Origin of the sequence: Pantoea sp. Ap-967 (assembly GCF_011752565.1) — a bacterium.
In the GTDB taxonomy this organism is placed as follows: Bacteria; Pseudomonadota; Gammaproteobacteria; order Pseudomonadales; family Pseudomonadaceae; genus Aquipseudomonas.
The window spans coordinates 40,468-56,967 of the sequence record NZ_VWXK01000005.1 but is presented as its reverse complement, the minus strand read 5'-3'; the positions used below and the strand labels follow the sequence as shown (position 1 = coordinate 56,967).

Here is a 16,500-nt window from a genome sequence, read left to right as displayed (position 1 = left end):
CGGCCAGCCAACCTTGCGCCGGATCAGTGGCAAGGCGGTTACTGCTGGTTTTCCTGCTCGCTGAACAGGTCGCTGAACAACATGCTGGACAGGTAGCGCTCGCCCGAATCGGGGAGGATTACGACGATGGTCTTACCTTGCATCTCCGGTTTTTCGGCCAGGCGTACCGCAGCGGCCATGGCCGCACCGCAGGAAATACCGCAGAGGATGCCTTCCTCCTGCATCAGGCGAATGGCCATGGCCTTGGCCTCTTCGTCGGTCACGGTTTCGACCTGGTCGACGATCGACAGGTCGAGGTTCTTCGGCACGAAGCCGGCACCGATGCCCTGGATCTTGTGAGGGCTGGGCTTGAGCTCTTCGCCTGCCAGGGTCTGGCTGATCAGCGGCGACGACACAGGCTCCACCGCCACCGAGAGGATCGACTTGCCCTGGGTGTGCTTGATGTAGCGCGACACGCCGGTGATGGTGCCACCGGTGCCCACGCCCGCCACCAGCACGTCCACCGCACCGTCGGTGTCGTTCCAGATTTCCGGGCCAGTGGTCTTTTCATGGATTGCCGGGTTGGCCGGGTTTTCGAACTGGCCAGGGAGGAAATACTGGGCCGGGTCGGAGGCGACGATTTCATTGGCCTTGTCGATCGCGCCCTTCATGCCCTTGGCAGGCTCGGTCAGCACCAGTTCGGCGCCAAGGGCCTTGAGCACCTTGCGCCGCTCCAGGCTCATGGACGCTGGCATGGTCAGCACCAGCTTGTAGCCGCGGGCAGCGGCGACGAAGGCCAGGCCAATGCCGGTGTTGCCCGAGGTTGGCTCGACGATGGTCATGCCCGGCTTGAGCCGGCCGTTGCTTTCGGCGTCCCAGACCATGTTCGCGCCAATCCGGCATTTGACCGAGTAGCCTGGGTTGCGCCCTTCGATCTTGGCCAGAATGGTCACCCCACGGGGGGCGATGCGGTTGATCTGCACCAGCGGCGTGTTGCCGATGGAATGGGCGTTGTCTGCGTAGATACGGCTCATGGCAGGGTCCTTGACATGAAAAAAAGCAGGGGAAGGTTTCAAGGGTAAGCCCGCCCCGCAAGTGCGTAAAGCCCGTTCGAACTCAGCCGGGCCGGCCGCGGTCAACCGTTACAACCCGCCCCGGAGAGCCTGTGCATGAAAGCGCGCTACCGCTGGCCCCTCATCACCCTGGGCAGCCTCGTCATCTTGCTGGTGGCCTTGCAACTGGCCCTGCCTTACCTGGTGCGCGACTACCTGAACGGCAAGCTCGCCAGCATGGGTGAATACCGCGGCCAGATCGCCGACGTGGACCTGGCCTGGTGGCGCGGCGCCTACCAGATCAATGGCCTGAAAATCGTCAAAACCACCGGCAAGGTGCCCGTGCCGCTGCTCGATGCGCCGCTGATCGACCTGTCGGTGAGCTGGCATTCGCTGATCTACGACCAGGCCGTGGTGGCCCAAGTAACCTTCGTGCGCCCCGAGCTGAATTTCGTCGACGGCGGCAACCAGCAGGCCTCGCAGACCGGCCGCGGCACCAACTGGCGCCAGCAGCTGGAAAAACTGCTGCCCATTACCCTCAACGAGGTACGAATCGACAACGGCACGTTGAGCTTTCGCAACTTCAATTCCAACCCACCGGTGAACCTCAAGGCCACGCAGCTACAGGCCAGCATTCGCAACCTGACCAACGTGCGCGACCAGAAGGGCCGGCGCGATGCGAGCTTCGAAGCCACGGCGCTGCTGCTGGGCGACGCCAAGGCCGAAAGCCGCGCCACCTTCGACCCGTTCAGCGATTTCGACGACTTCGAGTTCCGCCTGCGCGCCACTGGTATCGAATTGCGCCGGCTCAACGACTTCTCCAGCGCCTACGGCAAGTTCGACTTCAATGCCGGGCACGGCGACCTGGTAATCGAGGCCCAGGCCGAGGAAGGCCGGCTGCATGGCTACATCAAGCCGCTGTTGCGCGACGTCGATGTGTTCGACTGGCAGCAGGATGTGGAGAACAAGAACAAGAACATCTTGCGCTCGATCTGGGAGGCCATCGTCGGCGCCGGGGAAACGGTGCTGAAAAACCAGCCGAAAAACCAGTTCGCCACCCGGGTGGACCTCAGCGGCAGCGTGCACCAGCAGAACATCAGCGCGTTCGAGGCGTTCCTGCAGATTCTGCGCAATGGGTTCATTCAAGCGTTCAATGCACGGTATGAGCAGCCTGCGCCTAAATCCGACTGATCCGGCGTGACGGGGCATTCAGGGAATGAATACCCGGTCTGCGTTTTCAGCTGCCTGGGGCCGCGTTATAGTCGGTGGCAAATCACAACTATTGTGTTGTCTGTTCCGGCCCTTTCGCGGGGCAAGCCCGCTCCTACAGATTTCCGCGATTCCTGTAGGAGCGGGCTTGCCCCGCGAAAGGGCCGGCACAGGCCCACTACAGAGGACAGACCCATGAAGTTCGAAGGCACCCGCGACTACGTCGCCACAGACGACCTGAAACTGGCGGTCAACGCGGCCATCACCCTCGAACGCCCGCTGCTGGTCAAGGGCGAACCCGGCACCGGCAAGACCATGCTCGCCGAACAGCTCGCCGCCTCGTTCGGCGCGCGTTTGATCACCTGGCACATCAAGTCCACCACCAAGGCCCACCAGGGCTTGTACGAGTACGACGCGGTGAGCCGCCTGCGCGACTCGCAACTGGGCGTGGACAAGGTCCACGATGTGCGCAACTACCTGAAAAAAGGCAAGCTGTGGGAAGCCTTCGAGGCCGATGAGCGGGTGATTCTGCTGATCGACGAGATCGACAAGGCCGACATCGAGTTCCCCAACGACCTGCTGCAGGAACTCGACAAGATGGAGTTCTACGTCTACGAAATCGACGAAACCATCAAGGCCAGGCAGCGCCCGATCATCATCATCACCTCCAACAACGAAAAAGAGCTGCCCGACGCCTTCCTGCGCCGCTGCTTCTTCCACTACATCGCCTTCCCCGACCGCACCACCCTGCAGCAGATCGTCGATGTGCACTACCCGAACATCAGCCAGTCGCTGGTCAGCGAGGCGCTGGACGTGTTCTTCGATGTGCGCAAGGTGCCGGGCCTGAAGAAAAAGCCCTCCACCTCCGAGCTGGTCGACTGGCTCAAGTTGCTGATGGCCGACAACATCGGTGAAGCGGTGCTGCGCGAGCGCGACCCGACCAAGGCCATTCCGCCACTGGCTGGCGCCCTGGTGAAGAACGAGCAGGACGTGCAATTGCTGGAGCGCCTGGCCTTCATGAGCCGGCGCGGCAACCGCTGACAGGAGCCGGGCCATGCTGCTCAACCTGTTCAATGAAATGCGCGCGGCCAAGGTGCCGGTGTCGGTGCGCGAATTGCTCGACCTGCACCAGGCACTGCAAAAGCACGTGGTGTTCGCCGACATGGACGAGTTCTATTACCTCGCCCGTGCCATCCTGGTGAAGGACGAGCGCCATTTCGACAAGTTCGACCGCGCCTTCGCCGCTTACTTCAAGGGCCTGGAAAACCTCGACCAGCACATCGAGGCGCTGATCCCCGAAGACTGGCTGCGCAAGGAGTTCGAGCGCTCGCTCACCGACGAGGAACGTGCGCAGATCCAGTCCCTGGGGGGCCTGGACAAGCTGATCGAGGCGTTCAAGCAGCGCCTTGAAGAGCAGAAGGAACGCCACGCCGGCGGCAACAAGTGGATCGGCACCGGCGGCACCAGCCCATTTGGCTCGGGCGGTTTCAACCCCGAGGGCATCCGCGTTGGCGAGGCCGGCAAGCGCCAGGGCAAGGCGGTGAAGGTGTGGGACCAGCGCGAGTACAAGAACCTCGACGACCAGGTGGAACTGGGCACGCGCAACATCAAGCTGGCCCTGCGCCGGCTGCGCAAGTTCGCCCGCGAAGGTGCCGCCGAGGAACTGGACATCGACGGCACCATCGACCACACCGCGCGTGATGCCGGGCTGCTGAACATCCAGATGCGCCCCGAGCGGCGCAACACGGTGAAGCTGCTGTTGCTGTTCGACATCGGCGGCTCGATGGACGCCCACGTCAAGGTGTGCGAGGAGCTGTTCTCGGCCTGCAAGACCGAGTTCAAGCACCTGGAGTACTACTACTTCCACAATTGCGTGTACGAGTCGGTGTGGAAGAACAACCTGCGCCGCACCTCGGAGCGCTTCGCCACCTTCGACCTGCTGCACAAGTACGGTGACGACTACAAGGTGGTGTTCGTCGGCGATGCGGCCATGGCGCCCTACGAGATCACCCAGCCCGGGGGCAGCGTCGAGCACTGGAACGAAGAGGCCGGGTATGTGTGGATCCAGCGCTTCATGGCGAAGTTCAAGAAGATCATCTGGATCAACCCGTACCCCAGGCAGGCCTGGGATTACACCGCATCGACGCACTTGGTGCGGGATTTGATCGAGGACAAGATGTATCCGCTGACCTTGCAGGGGTTGGAGGAAGGGATGCGTTACCTGTCCAAGTGATATGGCCTGTACCGGCCCTTTCGCGGGGCAAGCCCGCTCCTACAAAGCGAAAGGGCCGGCAGCCTTACAACCAACGGTCCAGGTATGCCTGCTGCTCCCGCCACGCCTGATCCTGCACCACCGCCCTGAACCGCACCTGCGCCCCCGGCATGCACTGCGCCAGCTGCGCCAACGCCAACGGCGTCAACGCCCCCAACCGCGGATACCCGCCAATGGTCTGCCGGTCATTGAGCAGCACGATCGGCTGCCCATCCGGCGGCACCTGCACCGCGCCCAGCGCAATCCCCTCGGAAATCATCGGCGCGCCCTGGTAGATCAGCTGCGGCCCCAGCAAGCGAATGCCCATGCGGTCGGCGCGGCTGTCCAAGGTCCAGTCACGGTTGAACGCTTCAAACAGGCTGGTGCCACTGAATTCACCAATCTGCGCGCCCATCACCAGGTCGAGCACGGGCTTGGCCACATAGCGCGGGCAAAGCGCTGCCGGTACTTCGCGCAAGGCCGGCGACTCACCGGCGAAGCACAGCACCTGCCCCTTCGCTAACGCTGAACCACGCCCATCGATACCGCCCAGCTCCTCGCGCACGACCGTGGCACAGCTGCCCAGCACATCGTCGCCCAGGAACCCGCCCGGGGCCGCCAGATAGGCCCGCACTCCGTGCTTTGGCTGTTTCAGGATCAACCGCTGCCCTTTTGCCAAGCTGAAGCTGCGCCATGGCAGCAGTGGCTGATCGTCCACCCGTGCATCCAGGTCGGCCCCGGCCAGCGCCAGCACGCAATCCTGCTCCGCCACCCACGCAAAGCCACCCAGCGCCACCTCCACTACCGGTGCACCCAGCGGGTTGCCCAGCAGCCAGTTGGCCCACTGCATCGCCACCCAGTCCAGCGCCCCGCCCTGGGTAACCCCCAGGTGCCGCACGCCAAAGCGCCCGGCGTCCTGCAACTGGCACAGCGGGGTACTGGCCTGGATCATCAATCGCTTCATCCTTGCGCCTCGGCATCACCGCCCATGACCAGAAATTCGTCACGCGACACCGCCACGAAACGCACCCGGTCACCCGGCTGCAACAGGCTGTAGCCCTCCCGTTCACGGTCGAACAGGCGCACCGGGGTGCGCCCGATCAGGTTCCAGCCACCCGGCGACACGGCGGGATAAGCCGCGGTCTGGCGTTCGGCGATACCCACGCTGCCCGCCGCCACGCGCTTGCGCGGCGTGCTCAGGCGCGGGCTGGCCAGGCGTTCATCCACCAGCCCCATGAAGCCGAAGCCGGGGGCGAAGCCAAGGGCGAACACCGGGTATTCGCGCTCGCTGTGCAGGCGGATCACCTCGGCCTCGCCGAGGCCACTGCGCGCGGCCAGCACGGGCAGTTCCGGGCCGACACTGGCGTCGTACCAAACCGGGATTTCATGACGCCGGCCACCCTTGCCGGTGTCCGGCTGCAAGCCGTCGAGTGCCTGCACGATCAACGCCCTCGCCGCCCCGGGCGGCAGGTCGAATTGCACCATCAAGGTGGTGTAGGACGGCACCAGTTCCACCAGGTGCGCCCCGAACGCCTCATTCAGCCGCTGGCTGGCCGCGAGCATCCACGGCATGTTGGCTTCATCGATATGGTCGAACAGGCGCACCATCAGGCAGTCGATGGCCGCCACTTCGATACGCAGCTTCATCGCGCCTCCAGCGCATCCAGGGCCTGGCGGATTTGCCGCACGGCGGCGACCGAACCGTCGTTGTCACCGTGCACGCAGAGGGTGCTGGCTGCCAGGGTCAACGCGCTGCCATCGTCGGCCACCAACGGCTCGCCCCGGGCCAGGCGCACAGCCTGCTCGACCACCCGCGCCGGGTCGTGGTGCACTGCGCCCGGGAGGCGCCGGGACAGCAAGTGGCCACTGGCGGTGTAGGCACGGTCGGCGAAGGCCTCGAACCACAGTGGCACGCCGATTTCATCGCCCAGGGCCTGGGCGGCGCGATTGTCCGCCGTGGCCATGAGCATCAGCGGCAGGTTGCTGCCGTAGGCCGCCACGGCTTCGAGCACACTGCGCAGCGTCTGCGGGTTGGCCATCATGTCGTTGTACAGCGCGCCGTGGGGCTTCACATAGGCCACGCGGCCACCGAGCACCTTGCAGATGCCGTCCAGGGCGCCGAGCTGGTAGTGCAGCAGGTCGCGGATTTCTTCGCCGCTGCAGGCCATGGAGCGCCGGCCGAAGCCGACCAGGTCCGGGTAGGCCGGGTGCGCGCCGATGGTCACGCCGTGGTCCAGCGCCAGGGCCACGGTGCGGCGCATGGTGCCGGGGTCGCCGGCGTGGTAGCCACAGGCGATGTTGGCGCAGTCGATGAAGGGCATTACCTCGGCATCCAGGCCCATGCGCCAGCTGCCGAAACTCTCGCCCATGTCGCAATTGAGTAGCAAGCGTTCCACCACGTCGCCTCCGTTGTTCACGCACACCCCGGTAGGAGCGAGCAAAGCTCGCGATGCGCCCTCAGCGCCAGCTCTCTTTCACCGCCCGGCGTCGCCCGCCCAGGATCACCCAGCCAATCCCCAGCAACAGGCTCTCGACCAGCAAGGCCAGCAGGAACCCGGCACCCACGCCCCAGCCAATGGCTTCTGGCTTGAGCAGGATCTGGTAGCTGTAGCCGTCGAGGGTTTCGTCACGCAGTTGGGGGTCTGCCTGCACCAGCACATGCCAGGTGCGGCTGGCCCACGGGCCTTGCAGCGCCTGCCATTCATCCTCCAGCAACTGGTTGCGCACCAGCAGGCTCTCGATGCTGTTGGCGTCGCTGAGGAACACCGGGTCGTCACTGGTGCGGTAATGGCGCACCAGCGCTTGCAAGTCACCCTTGAAGAACCGCTCGGCGGTCTGCTTGAAGCCATCGAGCGCCTGGCGCGACTCGAACAGGTGCGCCTCGACCCGCTGGCTGTAGTCCTTGACCAGCCCAGGCACCTGGATACCGGCCAGCAGGCCGAAGGTGAACAGCAGCAACCGCAGGTAACTTCTGAACATGCAGCGTCCTTAGCTTTGCCCGTGCGCTACGCATTCGCCGTGCCGCCACAGGGCCCATTGCCCCGGTTCGTAGCGCTGCCAGGTCTCGTTCTCGGTCAGGGCCTCGGTGGCAATCACCGTGACCACGTCGTTGGGGGTCGTTTCGGTGTGAAAATCGACGATCAGGTCGACATCTTTCAAACGAGCCGCACCAAACGGCGCACGCCGGGTAATGTGCACCAGCTTGGTGGAGCAGAAACAGAACAGCCAGTCGCCGTCGCTGAGCAGGCAGTTGAACACCCCCTTGCCACGGAATTCGGCACAGGCTTCAACCAGCACCGGCAGCAGCTGTTCCACGGCAACCGGCTCGGGGAAGGCCGCACGCACACGGTTGAGCAGGTCGCAGAATGCCGCTTCGCTGTCGGTGTCGCCCACCGGGCGGTAGAACGTGGCCTGGCCCTTGAAGTCGCCCAACTGGCCGTTGTGCGCGAAGCACCAGTTGCGACCCCACATTTCCCGCACGAACGGGTGGGTGTTGGACAGGCACACGCGGCCAACGTTGGCCTGGCGGATATGGCCGATCACCACTTCGCTCTTGATCGGGTAGCGCTGCACCAGGTTGGCCACCTCCGACTCGCTGCTCGCGGCCGGGTCCTGGAACAGGCGCAGGCCGCGCCCTTCGTAGAAGCCGATGCCCCAGCCGTCACGGTGCGGGCCAGTACGCCCGCCACGCTGCATCAGGCCGGTGAAACTGAAGACGATGTCGGTAGGGACGTTGGCACTCATGCCCAGCAATTCGCACATGGTCGGGCTCCGCTTACAGACGAGGCTCGACCCGGCCACGGCCACCGGCAGGCGGGGCGGGTGGCGGGTCGTTGCGGTAACGGTCCTGGCGCTCGGCGGCCAGCGAGGTATCGCTGACCATCGCGTTGTCCTCGGCGGCGCGGCGCTGGGCGGCCGCCTCGGCCTGCTCGCGGCGGGCGCGGGCGCGGTTTTCCAGCGGCCAGCGAATCAGCACGAAGACGATGTACAGGGCGAAGGCGATCATGCCGTACATGGCGATGTCCGACACCGCTCGCCAGGCATTGCCACCCACCTTGAAGGCCAGATCCAGGGCGGTGATGGCAATGGCCGGGGCGAAGCTGTCCTTGACCGGGTCGACCACGGTCGGGGTCAGCAGCAGCACCGCCACGATCACCCGCAGCGGTTCACGCAGCCAGCGCCACATCCAGCCGGTGAGCTTGAAAGCCACCAGCAGGCAACCCAGGGCGGCGACGGCGTAGAGCGCCCAGGCGAAGGTATAGTCGTTCTGGATCATGGGGTTCGTGCAAGCCAGGCAAAGAGATGCCTATGATAAACACTTTTCCGGGCGCAGACAGCGTTTGCCTGTGCCGGCCTCTTCGCGGGGCAAGCCCGCTCCTACACAGGCGTCATTGCCGGTGATTCGTTTGTAGGAGCGGGCTTGCCCCGCGAAGAGGCCAGCACAGGCAACCCCATTCAAGGATCCCCAATGCCAATCAAGCCCCAACCCCCCATCGCCCGCCAGGACCAGGCTGCCGACCCCTACGCCTGGCTGCAACAGCGCGACACCCCCGAAGTGCTCGATTACCTGCAGGCGGAAAACGCCTACCAGCAGGCCTGCCTGGCCGACCAAGAGCCCCTGCGCGAACAGCTGTTCGAGGAAATCAAGGGCCGCATCCTGGAAACCGACCTGTCGCTGCCCTCGCCCTGGGGCCCCTACCTGTACTACACCCGCACCACCGCCGGTGACGAATACCCGCGCCATTACCGCTGCCCGCGCCCAGCCGACGACTCCAACACCGTCGATCAAAGCCAGGAACAGCTGCTGCTCGACCCCAATGCCCTGGCCGGCGGCGGCTTCCTGTCGCTGGGCGCGTTCAGCATCAGCCCCGACCACCGCCTGCTGGCCTACAGCCTGGACACCAGCGGCGACGAAATCTACACCCTATACGTCAAGGACCTGGCCAACGGCAGTGTGACCACCCTGCCCTTCGACGACTGCGACGGCAGCCTGACCTGGGCCAACGACAGCCAGACGCTGTTCTTCGCCGAACTGGACGACACCCACCGGCCCTGGCGCCTGCGCCGCCATACCCTGGGCGAAGCCGGGGCAAGCACCGTGTTCGAGGAGGCCGACGGCCGTTTCTTCCTGCACTGCTACCGCACCAGCTCCGAACGCCAGTTGGTGCTGCTGCTCAACAGCAAGACCACCAGCGAGGCCTGGGTGCTCGATGCCCAGACCCCGCAGGCCGCATTCACCTGCCTGGCCCCACGGGTCGAAGGCCACGAATACTTCCCCGACCACGGTCAGCTCGACGGCCAGTGGCGCTGGTTCATCCGCAGCAACCAGGCCGGCATCAACTTCGCCCTGTATCACGCCCCGGCAGCCCCCGTACCAGGCCGCGAGGCGTGGCAGGAGCTGGTAGCGCACCGCGATGAAGTGATGCTCGAAGGCCTGAGCCTGAATGCCGGCGCCCTGACCTTGAGCCTGCGCGAGGGTGGCCTGCCGATCATCGAAGTCCGCCCCCAGGGCCTGGCGCCCTACCGTGTGGAATTGCCAGACGCCGCCTACAGCCTGTATGTGCAAGACAGCCTGGAGTTCGCCAGCACCCGCGTGCGCCTGCGCTACGAAGCGCTCAACCGCCCGGCCCAGGTGCGCCAGCTGGAGCTGGCCAGCGGCGCCCAGCAGGTGCTCAAGCAAACCCCGGTGTTGGGTGAGTTCGACGCCGACGACTACGTCAGCCAGCGCCTGTGGGCCACCGCGGCGGATGGCACCCAGGTGCCGATCAGCCTGGTGCGCCGCCGCCAGGACCTGGACAAGACCGTGCCGCTGTACCTGTACGGCTATGGCGCCTACGGCGAAAGCCTCGACCCGTGGTTCTCCCATGCTCGCCTGAGCCTGCTGCAACGCGGGGTGGCCTTCGCCATTGCCCATGTGCGTGGCGGTGGCGAACTGGGCGAAGCCTGGTATCGGGCTGGCAAGCAGGAGCACAAGCACAATAGCTTCAGCGACTTCATCGCCTGTGCCGAGCACCTGATCGCCGAGGGCGTGACGGCTGCCGAGCGCCTGGCCATCAGCGGCGGCAGCGCCGGCGGCTTGCTGATGGGCGCCGTGCTCAACCTGCGCCCGGCGTTGTTCCGCTGCGCCATCGCCGAAGTGCCGTTCGTCGATGTGCTCAACACCATGCTCGACCCCGAGCTGCCGCTGACCGTCACCGAATACGACGAATGGGGCAACCCCGAGGAGCCCGAGGTGTATGCCCGGATCAAGGCCTATGCGCCGTACGAGAACGTCAGTGCCCAGGCCTACCCGGCCATGCTGGTGGTGGCTGGCTACAACGACAGCCGCGTGCAGTACTGGGAAGCGGCCAAGTGGGTGGCGCGCCTGCGCACGCGCAAGACCGACGACCATTTGCTGCTGCTCAAGACCGAAATGGGCGCCGGGCATGGCGGCATGAGCGGGCGCTACCAGGGGCTGCGGGATGTGGCGTTGGAGTATGCGTTCGTGTTTGGGGAGTTGGGGGTGGAGTGAGGGCTGGGGCGTCCGCCACCAGGCATTCAGTGCCTGTGAGACCGAGCGCCGCCCGCGCGGCGCATCGCAGGCAAGCCTGCTCCTACAGGCGCTGAAATTGTGATGCCGCTAATCATCCTGCACCGGCGGTTTCGGCACCTCCGGGCGCAGGCCCGGTAGTTCCTGATCCTTTGGCGGCCCTGGCAGCGGCATCGGCGGCAACAGCGGCGCACCGGGCTGGCCATCGTCGGCCCTAGGGGGCGCGCTGGGGGTGATCTGCGGGTAAGGCGTAGGCGTTGCCGTGCCGGGTGCACCGGGCACCGGCGTGCTCAACCTGGGCGGCGTGCCGGCCGCCTCGGCCAGGGGCACGGCAGCCAGCAGCAGCGTGGCGAGGATCGCAGGAAACATCAGCAACCTCCTGTCGGGAACCTTCCTACAGGCTACGCCGATATTCGAGTTTTCGCCTGTCCGCCTGCCACGCAAGCGCGCTAGACTCAATGGCATAACCGTCATCTGCCTGATCAGAACAAAGGAAATACCATGAGTTCGGCTTCCACCTCCGCCGCCACCGCCCGCCTCGACCGCATCCTCGCCGACGCCAAGCGCGACAAGGAGATGGGCTACCGCGACAAAGCCCTGAAAATGTACCCGCACGTGTGCGGCCGCTGCGCCCGTGAGTTTTCCGGCAAGCGCCTGAGCGAGCTGACCGTGCACCACCGCGACCACAATCACGACAACAACCCCCAGGACGGCTCCAACTGGGAACTGCTGTGCCTGTACTGCCACGACAACGAGCACTCGCGCTACACCGACCAGCAGTATTTCAGCGAAGGCTCGCTCAGCACCCCAAGCATCGCCAAGGCAACCCACAACCCGTTCGCCGCCCTGGCCGGCATGCTCAAGAAAGACTGACGGTCAGCACACCCCCCGCTGCTGCCGGCAAGCCCGTATAATCGCGCTCTTTTTTTCACGAAGGGCCCCGGCACGTGGCAAACAAACGGTACAGCTGCATCGGCCTGTTCAACCCCAAGTCTGCGGAGAACGTCGGTTCGGTGATGCGCGCAGCGGGTTGCTACGGCGTCAACTCGGTGTTCTACACCGGCAAGCGCTACGAGCGCGCACGCGACTTCGTCACCGACACCAAGCGGGTGCACTACGACATTCCGCTGATCGGCATCGACGACCTGCAACGCATCATTCCCCTGGGCTGCACGCCGGTGGCGGTGGAGTTGGTGGACGGCGCCCGGCCTTTGCCGGAATACACCCACCCAGACCGGGCGATCTACATCTTCGGGCCTGAAGATGGCTCGCTGAGCGAAGAGGTGCGCGGGTGGTGCGAAGAGACGATCTACATTCCCACCCAAGGCTGCATGAACCTGGCGGCGACGGTGAATGTGGTGCTGTATGACCGCATGGCCAAGGGGTTGAATACCCGTTCGGGGCCCAAGTTCAAATAAAAAAGGCCGCCTTTGCGTTGGCAGGGCCAATCGCGACCTGCGGTCGCTCCTACGACGGGAACGCAATTCCCCTGTAGGAGCGACCAAAGGTCGCGATGGGCCCTGCTGACGCAAGGCGGCCGGCTGGTGCTGAGCTCCGTCAGAACAGCACCGGTCTTGCTCAGGTCACGAAGCGTTGATCCAGATGGTCTTCAGCTCCGTGTACTGGTCATGGGCCCAGATGGACTTGTCGCGCCCACCAAAGCCAGACTCCTTGTAGCCACCGAACGGCGTGGTGACATCACCCTCGCCGAAGCAGTTGACCGTCACCACGCCCGCGCGGATTTCACGCGACAGGCGCAGCGCATTGCGCAGGCTGCCGGTGTAGGCCGAAGCGGCCAGGCCGTAGACGGTGTCGTTGGCCAGCTCAATGGCCTCGTCGATGGTTTCGAAGCTGGTCACGCTCAGCACCGGCCCGAAGATTTCCTCGACGAACAGCTTGTTGTCACGGCCCACGTTGTCGACGATGGTCGGCTGGATGAACACGCCGTCCTCGGTTTCGCCACCCTGAACCACCGTGAGCTTCTGCTCGGCGGCGTATTCCAGGTACGACTTGACCTTCTCGAAGTGCGACTTGCTGACCATGGCGCCCAGGCGGTTGTCCGGGTCCAGCGGGTCGCCCAGCTTCCAGTCCTTCAGGTGCTTGGCGATCAGGCCCAGCAGCTCGTCCTTCACGTCCTTGTGGACGATCAGGCGCGAGGACGCCGAGCAGTTCTCACCCATGTTCCAGAACGCACCGGCGGTGACGAACTGAGCCACTTCGTCGAGGTCTTCGCAGTCGTTCATGACCACGGCCGGGTTCTTGCCACCCAGCTCCAGGACGATGCGCTTGAGGTTGGACTCGGCGGCGTATTTCAGGAACAGGCGGCCGGTGTCGGTGGAGCCGGTGAAGCTCACCATCGGGATGTCCATGTGGCGGCCGATGGCCTCGCCCACTTCACGGCCACCGCCAGGCACCAGGTTGAACACACCCGCTGGAATGCCCGCCTCGTGGGCCAGCTCCGCCACGCGCAGGGCGCTGAGGGTGGTTTCCTTGGCTGGCTTGACCACGATCGAGCAACCGGCGGCCAGCGACGGGGCGATCTTCCAGGCCAGCATCAGCAGCGGGAAGTTCCACGGCAGCACCAGGCCGACCACGCCGATGGCTTCACGCACCACCATGGTCACGGCAGCGTTGCCGGTTGGCGCGGTGGCGTCGTAGATCTTGTCGATCAGCTCGGCGTGCCAGCGGATGGTGTGGATGGTTTCCGGCACGTCGACATTCTGGCACTCGCTGACCGGCTTGCCGCTGTCCAGCGCTTCGAGCACGGCCAGTTCGTGGGCGTTGTCTTCGAGCAGCTGGGCGAACTTGAGCAGCACGTGCTTGCGGTCGTTGGGCTGCATCTTCGACCAGCTGCCGTCTTCGAACACGCGCGTGGCGGCAGCCACGGCGACGTTCACGTCATTGACGTCGCAGGCGGCGATTTCAGCCAGCTGCTGGCCGGTGGCCGGGTTAGTGGTGACGAAGGTGCGGCCAGAAATGGCATCGCGGAATTCACCGTCGATGAACGCCTGGGTGCGCAGCTGCAGTTCGGCGGCGATGGCCGCGTATTGTTCCTTGCTCAGCAATTCAGCCATTTTTCCAGCCTCCTTAGTTGATCTGGGCGATGGTGGCCTTCAGCTCGGTGACCACGCGCTTGAGTTCTGCCTTCTCGGCGTCATCCAGGTCGTACAGTGGCTTGCGCACGCCGCCGGTTTTCAGGCCGTTCAGGGCAACGCCGTTCTTGATCGACTGGACGAACTTGCCACCTTCGAGGAAGTCCATCAGCGGCATCATGGCGGCCATGATCTTGCGGCCCTTGTCGAAGTTCTTCTCGATCACGCAGGCCTCGTACAGGGCCACGTGCTCGCGCGGGATGAAGTTGGAGCCGGCACACACCCAGCTCTTGGCGCCCCAGGCGAAGAATTCCAGGGCCTGGTCGTCCCAGCCGCACGACAGCTGGATGTTCGGGCGCTGGATGGCCAGGCGGTGCAGCTGGGCCATGTCACCGGAGCTTTCCTTGATGGCGACGATGTTCTTCACGTCGGCCACAGCGTCGAAGAACTCCTCGCCCATGCTCACGCTCATGCGGCCTGGGTAGTTGTAGAGCATGATCGGCAGGCCGGCAGCGGCGTCGACGGCTTTGACGTGCAGGGCGATTTCCTGTTGGGTCGGCAGGGCGTATGGCGGGGTGCCCACCAGCAGCGCGTCGGCCTTGATTTCCTTGGCGTGCTGGGCGAAGGCCACGGCGTCTTCGGTGCGGATGCCACCGGTGCCGACGATCAGCGGCAGGCGGCCGTTGAGCACGTCCTTGGCCTGGGCGGCCAGCTCGATGCGCTCCTGGGTGGTGTGGGCGTAGTACTCGCCGGTGGAGCCGCCGATGATTACGCCATGGATCTTCGACTCGACCAGGTATTCGAGCACGTCGGCGAACGCCGCCTTGTCGATCGAGCCGTCCGCAGCCAGCGGGGTGATTGCCGGGGTGTAGATGCCTTCGAATTTCACGGTAGGAACTCCTGCGCGTTGATCAGTGTTGTAAAGGCCACGGCGGATTCACGCCGTGGCAGGTTGTCATTCGGTTCAGCCCAGCGAAGCGGCCTGTTGCAGGTTCAGCGAACGGGTTTCCGGCGCCAGCGCAACCGAGAAAGCCAGGCCGACGAACGTCACGGCAGCGGCGGCATACATAGTGGCGCCGATGCCATAGCTGTCCAGGGCGATGGGCACCAGCCAGGTACCGACGGCGGCACCGACCCGCGACATCGAGGTGCCCACGCCCACGGCGCCGGCACGGATTTCGGTGGGGAACAGTTCATTGGGGTACACCAGCTGCAGCACCTGGGCACCGCCGATGAACAGGGCGTAGGCGCCGAACAGCACGAGAATGAGCATCTCGTTGCCGTTGCTGAAAGCGCCAAGGCCAAGCAAGGCCAGCCCCGACCAGAAGAAGCTGTGCAGCAGCGTGGTGCGCCGGCCAATGGTGTTGAGCAGGCGGGTGCCGATGATGCAGCCGACCACGAACAGGCAGGTAATCGCCACCGAGCCGATCGACGCCCAGTCCCCTTTCAGGTTCAGCGCACCCAGCACCTTTGGAGCGAAAGCGTAGACGGCGAACACCGGGATCACCGAGCAAGTCCAGAACATGGTGACGAACAGCATGCGCTTGCCGTAGCCCGAGTGCAGCAGGCTGAGGAACGACAGCTTGCGGGTCTTGGGCTCCTCAGGCAGGTTCTTCAGGCTGAAGCCATTGCCGTAGACTCGCTTGATCACCTGCTCGGCCTCGGCCGAGCGGCCTTTGCTGATCAGCCAGCGCGGCGACTCCGGGGTGCCCAGGCGAAGGGCGAACAGCAGCGCGCCGATCACTGCGGCGCTGGCCAGCACCAGGCGCCAGGCATCATCGCCACCGTGGCGCAGGATCGCCTCGCCCACCATGTAGGCGGTGGCGGCACCGGCGAACCACAGCACGGTCAGGGTGGCCAGGCGTGGGCCACGGTTCTTCTTGGGCAGGAACTCCACCAGCAACGAGGTGGCCACGGGGTATTCGATACCCACCGCAATGCCGATGGCAAAGCGCAGCAGGAACAGGGTGAGCGCCGACTCCACCCAGAATTGCGCGACCGAGGCCAGGATGAACAGGGTCGGGCCAACGAAGAACACGCGCTTGCGGCCGAAGCGGTCGGTCAGCCAACCGCCGAAGAAGCCGCCGAAGAAGATGCCGATCAGTGCCGAGGCGGCGATCATGCCCTGCCAGAAGCTGGTCAGGTTCAGGCCTGCGGCCATCTGCACCATGGCCACGCCGATGATGCTCAACACATAACCGTCGACGAACGAGCCGCCGCCGGAGCGCAGGGTCAACAACTGGTGGAAGTTGCTGATCGGTACATCTTCAATCGAAATATTCGGACTTGTCATTGTTGTTCCTACCACTTCTTCTGCATGCACATATTCAAGGCGAGCGCGTCCGCGACACTGAAAATTCCATTCAGCCCCGGGTGATCGGACGGCGC

The 16,500-nt window shown here is 64.8% G+C and carries 17 protein-coding genes; 6 read left to right on the top strand and 11 right to left on the bottom strand.

What is annotated here, in order from left to right:
• Positions 1-38: 38 nt before the first annotated feature.
• Complete coding sequence (cysK, locus tag F3J45_RS07235) at positions 39-1,013, bottom strand: cysteine synthase A (RefSeq protein WP_167059516.1); 975 nt, start codon at positions 1,011-1,013, stop codon at positions 39-41.
• A 135-nt stretch (positions 1,014-1,148) separates the two neighbouring features.
• Between cysK and F3J45_RS07230 the strand changes: the two genes are divergently transcribed.
• The 3 genes from F3J45_RS07230 (at position 1,149) to F3J45_RS07220 (ending at position 4,473) form a co-directional block, all read left to right on the top strand.
• The gene (locus F3J45_RS07230) at positions 1,149-2,222 is read left to right on the top strand and encodes a DUF748 domain-containing protein (RefSeq protein ID WP_167059511.1); all 1,074 of its coding nucleotides are present in this window, start codon (positions 1,149-1,151) and stop codon (positions 2,220-2,222) included.
• 213 nt (positions 2,223-2,435) lie between these two features.
• Positions 2,436-3,281: a MoxR family ATPase gene (locus tag F3J45_RS07225; protein WP_016488585.1), complete on the top strand. Its 846-nt coding sequence runs from the start codon at positions 2,436-2,438 to the stop codon at positions 3,279-3,281.
• Positions 3,282-3,294: 13 nt separating this feature from the next.
• Positions 3,295-4,473 carry a VWA domain-containing protein gene (locus F3J45_RS07220; protein ID WP_167059508.1) on the top strand — a complete coding sequence of 393 codons (1,179 nt, stop codon included), beginning with the start codon at positions 3,295-3,297 and terminating at the stop codon, positions 4,471-4,473.
• 64 nt (positions 4,474-4,537) lie between these two features.
• Here the strand turns inward: F3J45_RS07220 and F3J45_RS07215 are convergent, their stop codons facing one another.
• From F3J45_RS07215 to F3J45_RS07190, 6 genes are read right to left on the bottom strand one after another with little or no spacing between them, the layout of a single operon-like run.
• Positions 4,538-5,455, bottom strand: a complete 918-nt coding sequence (locus F3J45_RS07215) for a biotin-dependent carboxyltransferase family protein (RefSeq protein WP_167059505.1) — start codon at positions 5,453-5,455, stop codon at positions 4,538-4,540.
• Positions 5,452-6,138, bottom strand: coding sequence for a 5-oxoprolinase subunit PxpB (pxpB, locus tag F3J45_RS07210; RefSeq protein WP_167059501.1), 687 nt, complete (start codon positions 6,136-6,138; stop codon positions 5,452-5,454). The genes F3J45_RS07215 and pxpB overlap by 4 nt, the downstream gene beginning before the upstream one ends.
• Positions 6,135-6,908: a 5-oxoprolinase subunit PxpA gene (locus F3J45_RS07205; RefSeq protein WP_205300071.1), complete on the bottom strand. Its 774-nt coding sequence runs from the start codon at positions 6,906-6,908 to the stop codon at positions 6,135-6,137. The genes pxpB and F3J45_RS07205 overlap by 4 nt, the downstream gene beginning before the upstream one ends.
• 40 nt (positions 6,909-6,948) lie before the next feature.
• Positions 6,949-7,470, bottom strand: a complete 522-nt coding sequence (locus F3J45_RS07200; protein ID WP_167059498.1) for a DUF2937 family protein — start codon at positions 7,468-7,470, stop codon at positions 6,949-6,951.
• A 9-nt stretch (positions 7,471-7,479) separates the two neighbouring features.
• Positions 7,480-8,253 (bottom strand): class II glutamine amidotransferase, encoded by a 774-nt coding sequence (locus F3J45_RS07195; protein ID WP_167059495.1) that lies wholly within the window; start codon positions 8,251-8,253, stop codon positions 7,480-7,482.
• A 13-nt stretch (positions 8,254-8,266) separates the two neighbouring features.
• Positions 8,267-8,767, bottom strand: a complete 501-nt coding sequence (locus F3J45_RS07190) for an MFS transporter (protein WP_167059492.1) — start codon at positions 8,765-8,767, stop codon at positions 8,267-8,269.
• A 192-nt stretch (positions 8,768-8,959) separates the two neighbouring features.
• Here F3J45_RS07190 and F3J45_RS07185 point away from each other — a divergent pair, with 192 nt between their 5' ends.
• Positions 8,960-11,002, top strand: coding sequence for a S9 family peptidase (locus tag F3J45_RS07185; protein WP_167059489.1), 2,043 nt, complete (start codon positions 8,960-8,962; stop codon positions 11,000-11,002).
• A gap of 108 nt (positions 11,003-11,110) precedes the next feature.
• Here F3J45_RS07185 and F3J45_RS07180 read toward each other — a convergent pair whose 3' ends face one another.
• A complete protein-coding gene (locus tag F3J45_RS07180) occupies positions 11,111-11,389 on the bottom strand; it encodes a hypothetical protein (protein WP_167059486.1) in 279 nt (92 codons plus the stop codon).
• A gap of 132 nt (positions 11,390-11,521) precedes the next feature.
• On the opposite strand from F3J45_RS07180, the gene F3J45_RS07175 reads away from it, so the two are divergent.
• Together F3J45_RS07175 and F3J45_RS07170 are read left to right on the top strand one after the other, a co-directional pair.
• Complete coding sequence (locus F3J45_RS07175; protein ID WP_016391897.1) at positions 11,522-11,893, top strand: YajD family HNH nuclease; 372 nt, start codon at positions 11,522-11,524, stop codon at positions 11,891-11,893.
• Positions 11,894-11,967: 74 nt separating this feature from the next.
• Positions 11,968-12,438 (top strand): RNA methyltransferase, encoded by a 471-nt coding sequence (locus F3J45_RS07170; protein WP_167059483.1) that lies wholly within the window; start codon positions 11,968-11,970, stop codon positions 12,436-12,438.
• Positions 12,439-12,603: 165 nt separating this feature from the next.
• Here F3J45_RS07170 and F3J45_RS07165 read toward each other — a convergent pair whose 3' ends face one another.
• The 3 genes from F3J45_RS07165 to F3J45_RS07155 all read right to left on the bottom strand — a co-directional run bounded on the left by F3J45_RS07165 (position 12,604) and on the right by F3J45_RS07155 (position 16,405).
• Positions 12,604-14,094, bottom strand: coding sequence for an aldehyde dehydrogenase (locus F3J45_RS07165; protein ID WP_167059480.1), 1,491 nt, complete (start codon positions 14,092-14,094; stop codon positions 12,604-12,606).
• A 13-nt stretch (positions 14,095-14,107) separates the two neighbouring features.
• Positions 14,108-15,001 carry a dihydrodipicolinate synthase family protein gene (locus F3J45_RS07160; RefSeq protein ID WP_167059477.1) on the bottom strand — a complete coding sequence of 298 codons (894 nt, stop codon included), beginning with the start codon at positions 14,999-15,001 and terminating at the stop codon, positions 14,108-14,110.
• 75 nt (positions 15,002-15,076) lie between these two features.
• Positions 15,077-16,405: an MFS transporter gene (locus F3J45_RS07155; protein WP_167059474.1), complete on the bottom strand. Its 1,329-nt coding sequence runs from the start codon at positions 16,403-16,405 to the stop codon at positions 15,077-15,079.
• Positions 16,406-16,500 lie beyond the last annotated feature (95 nt).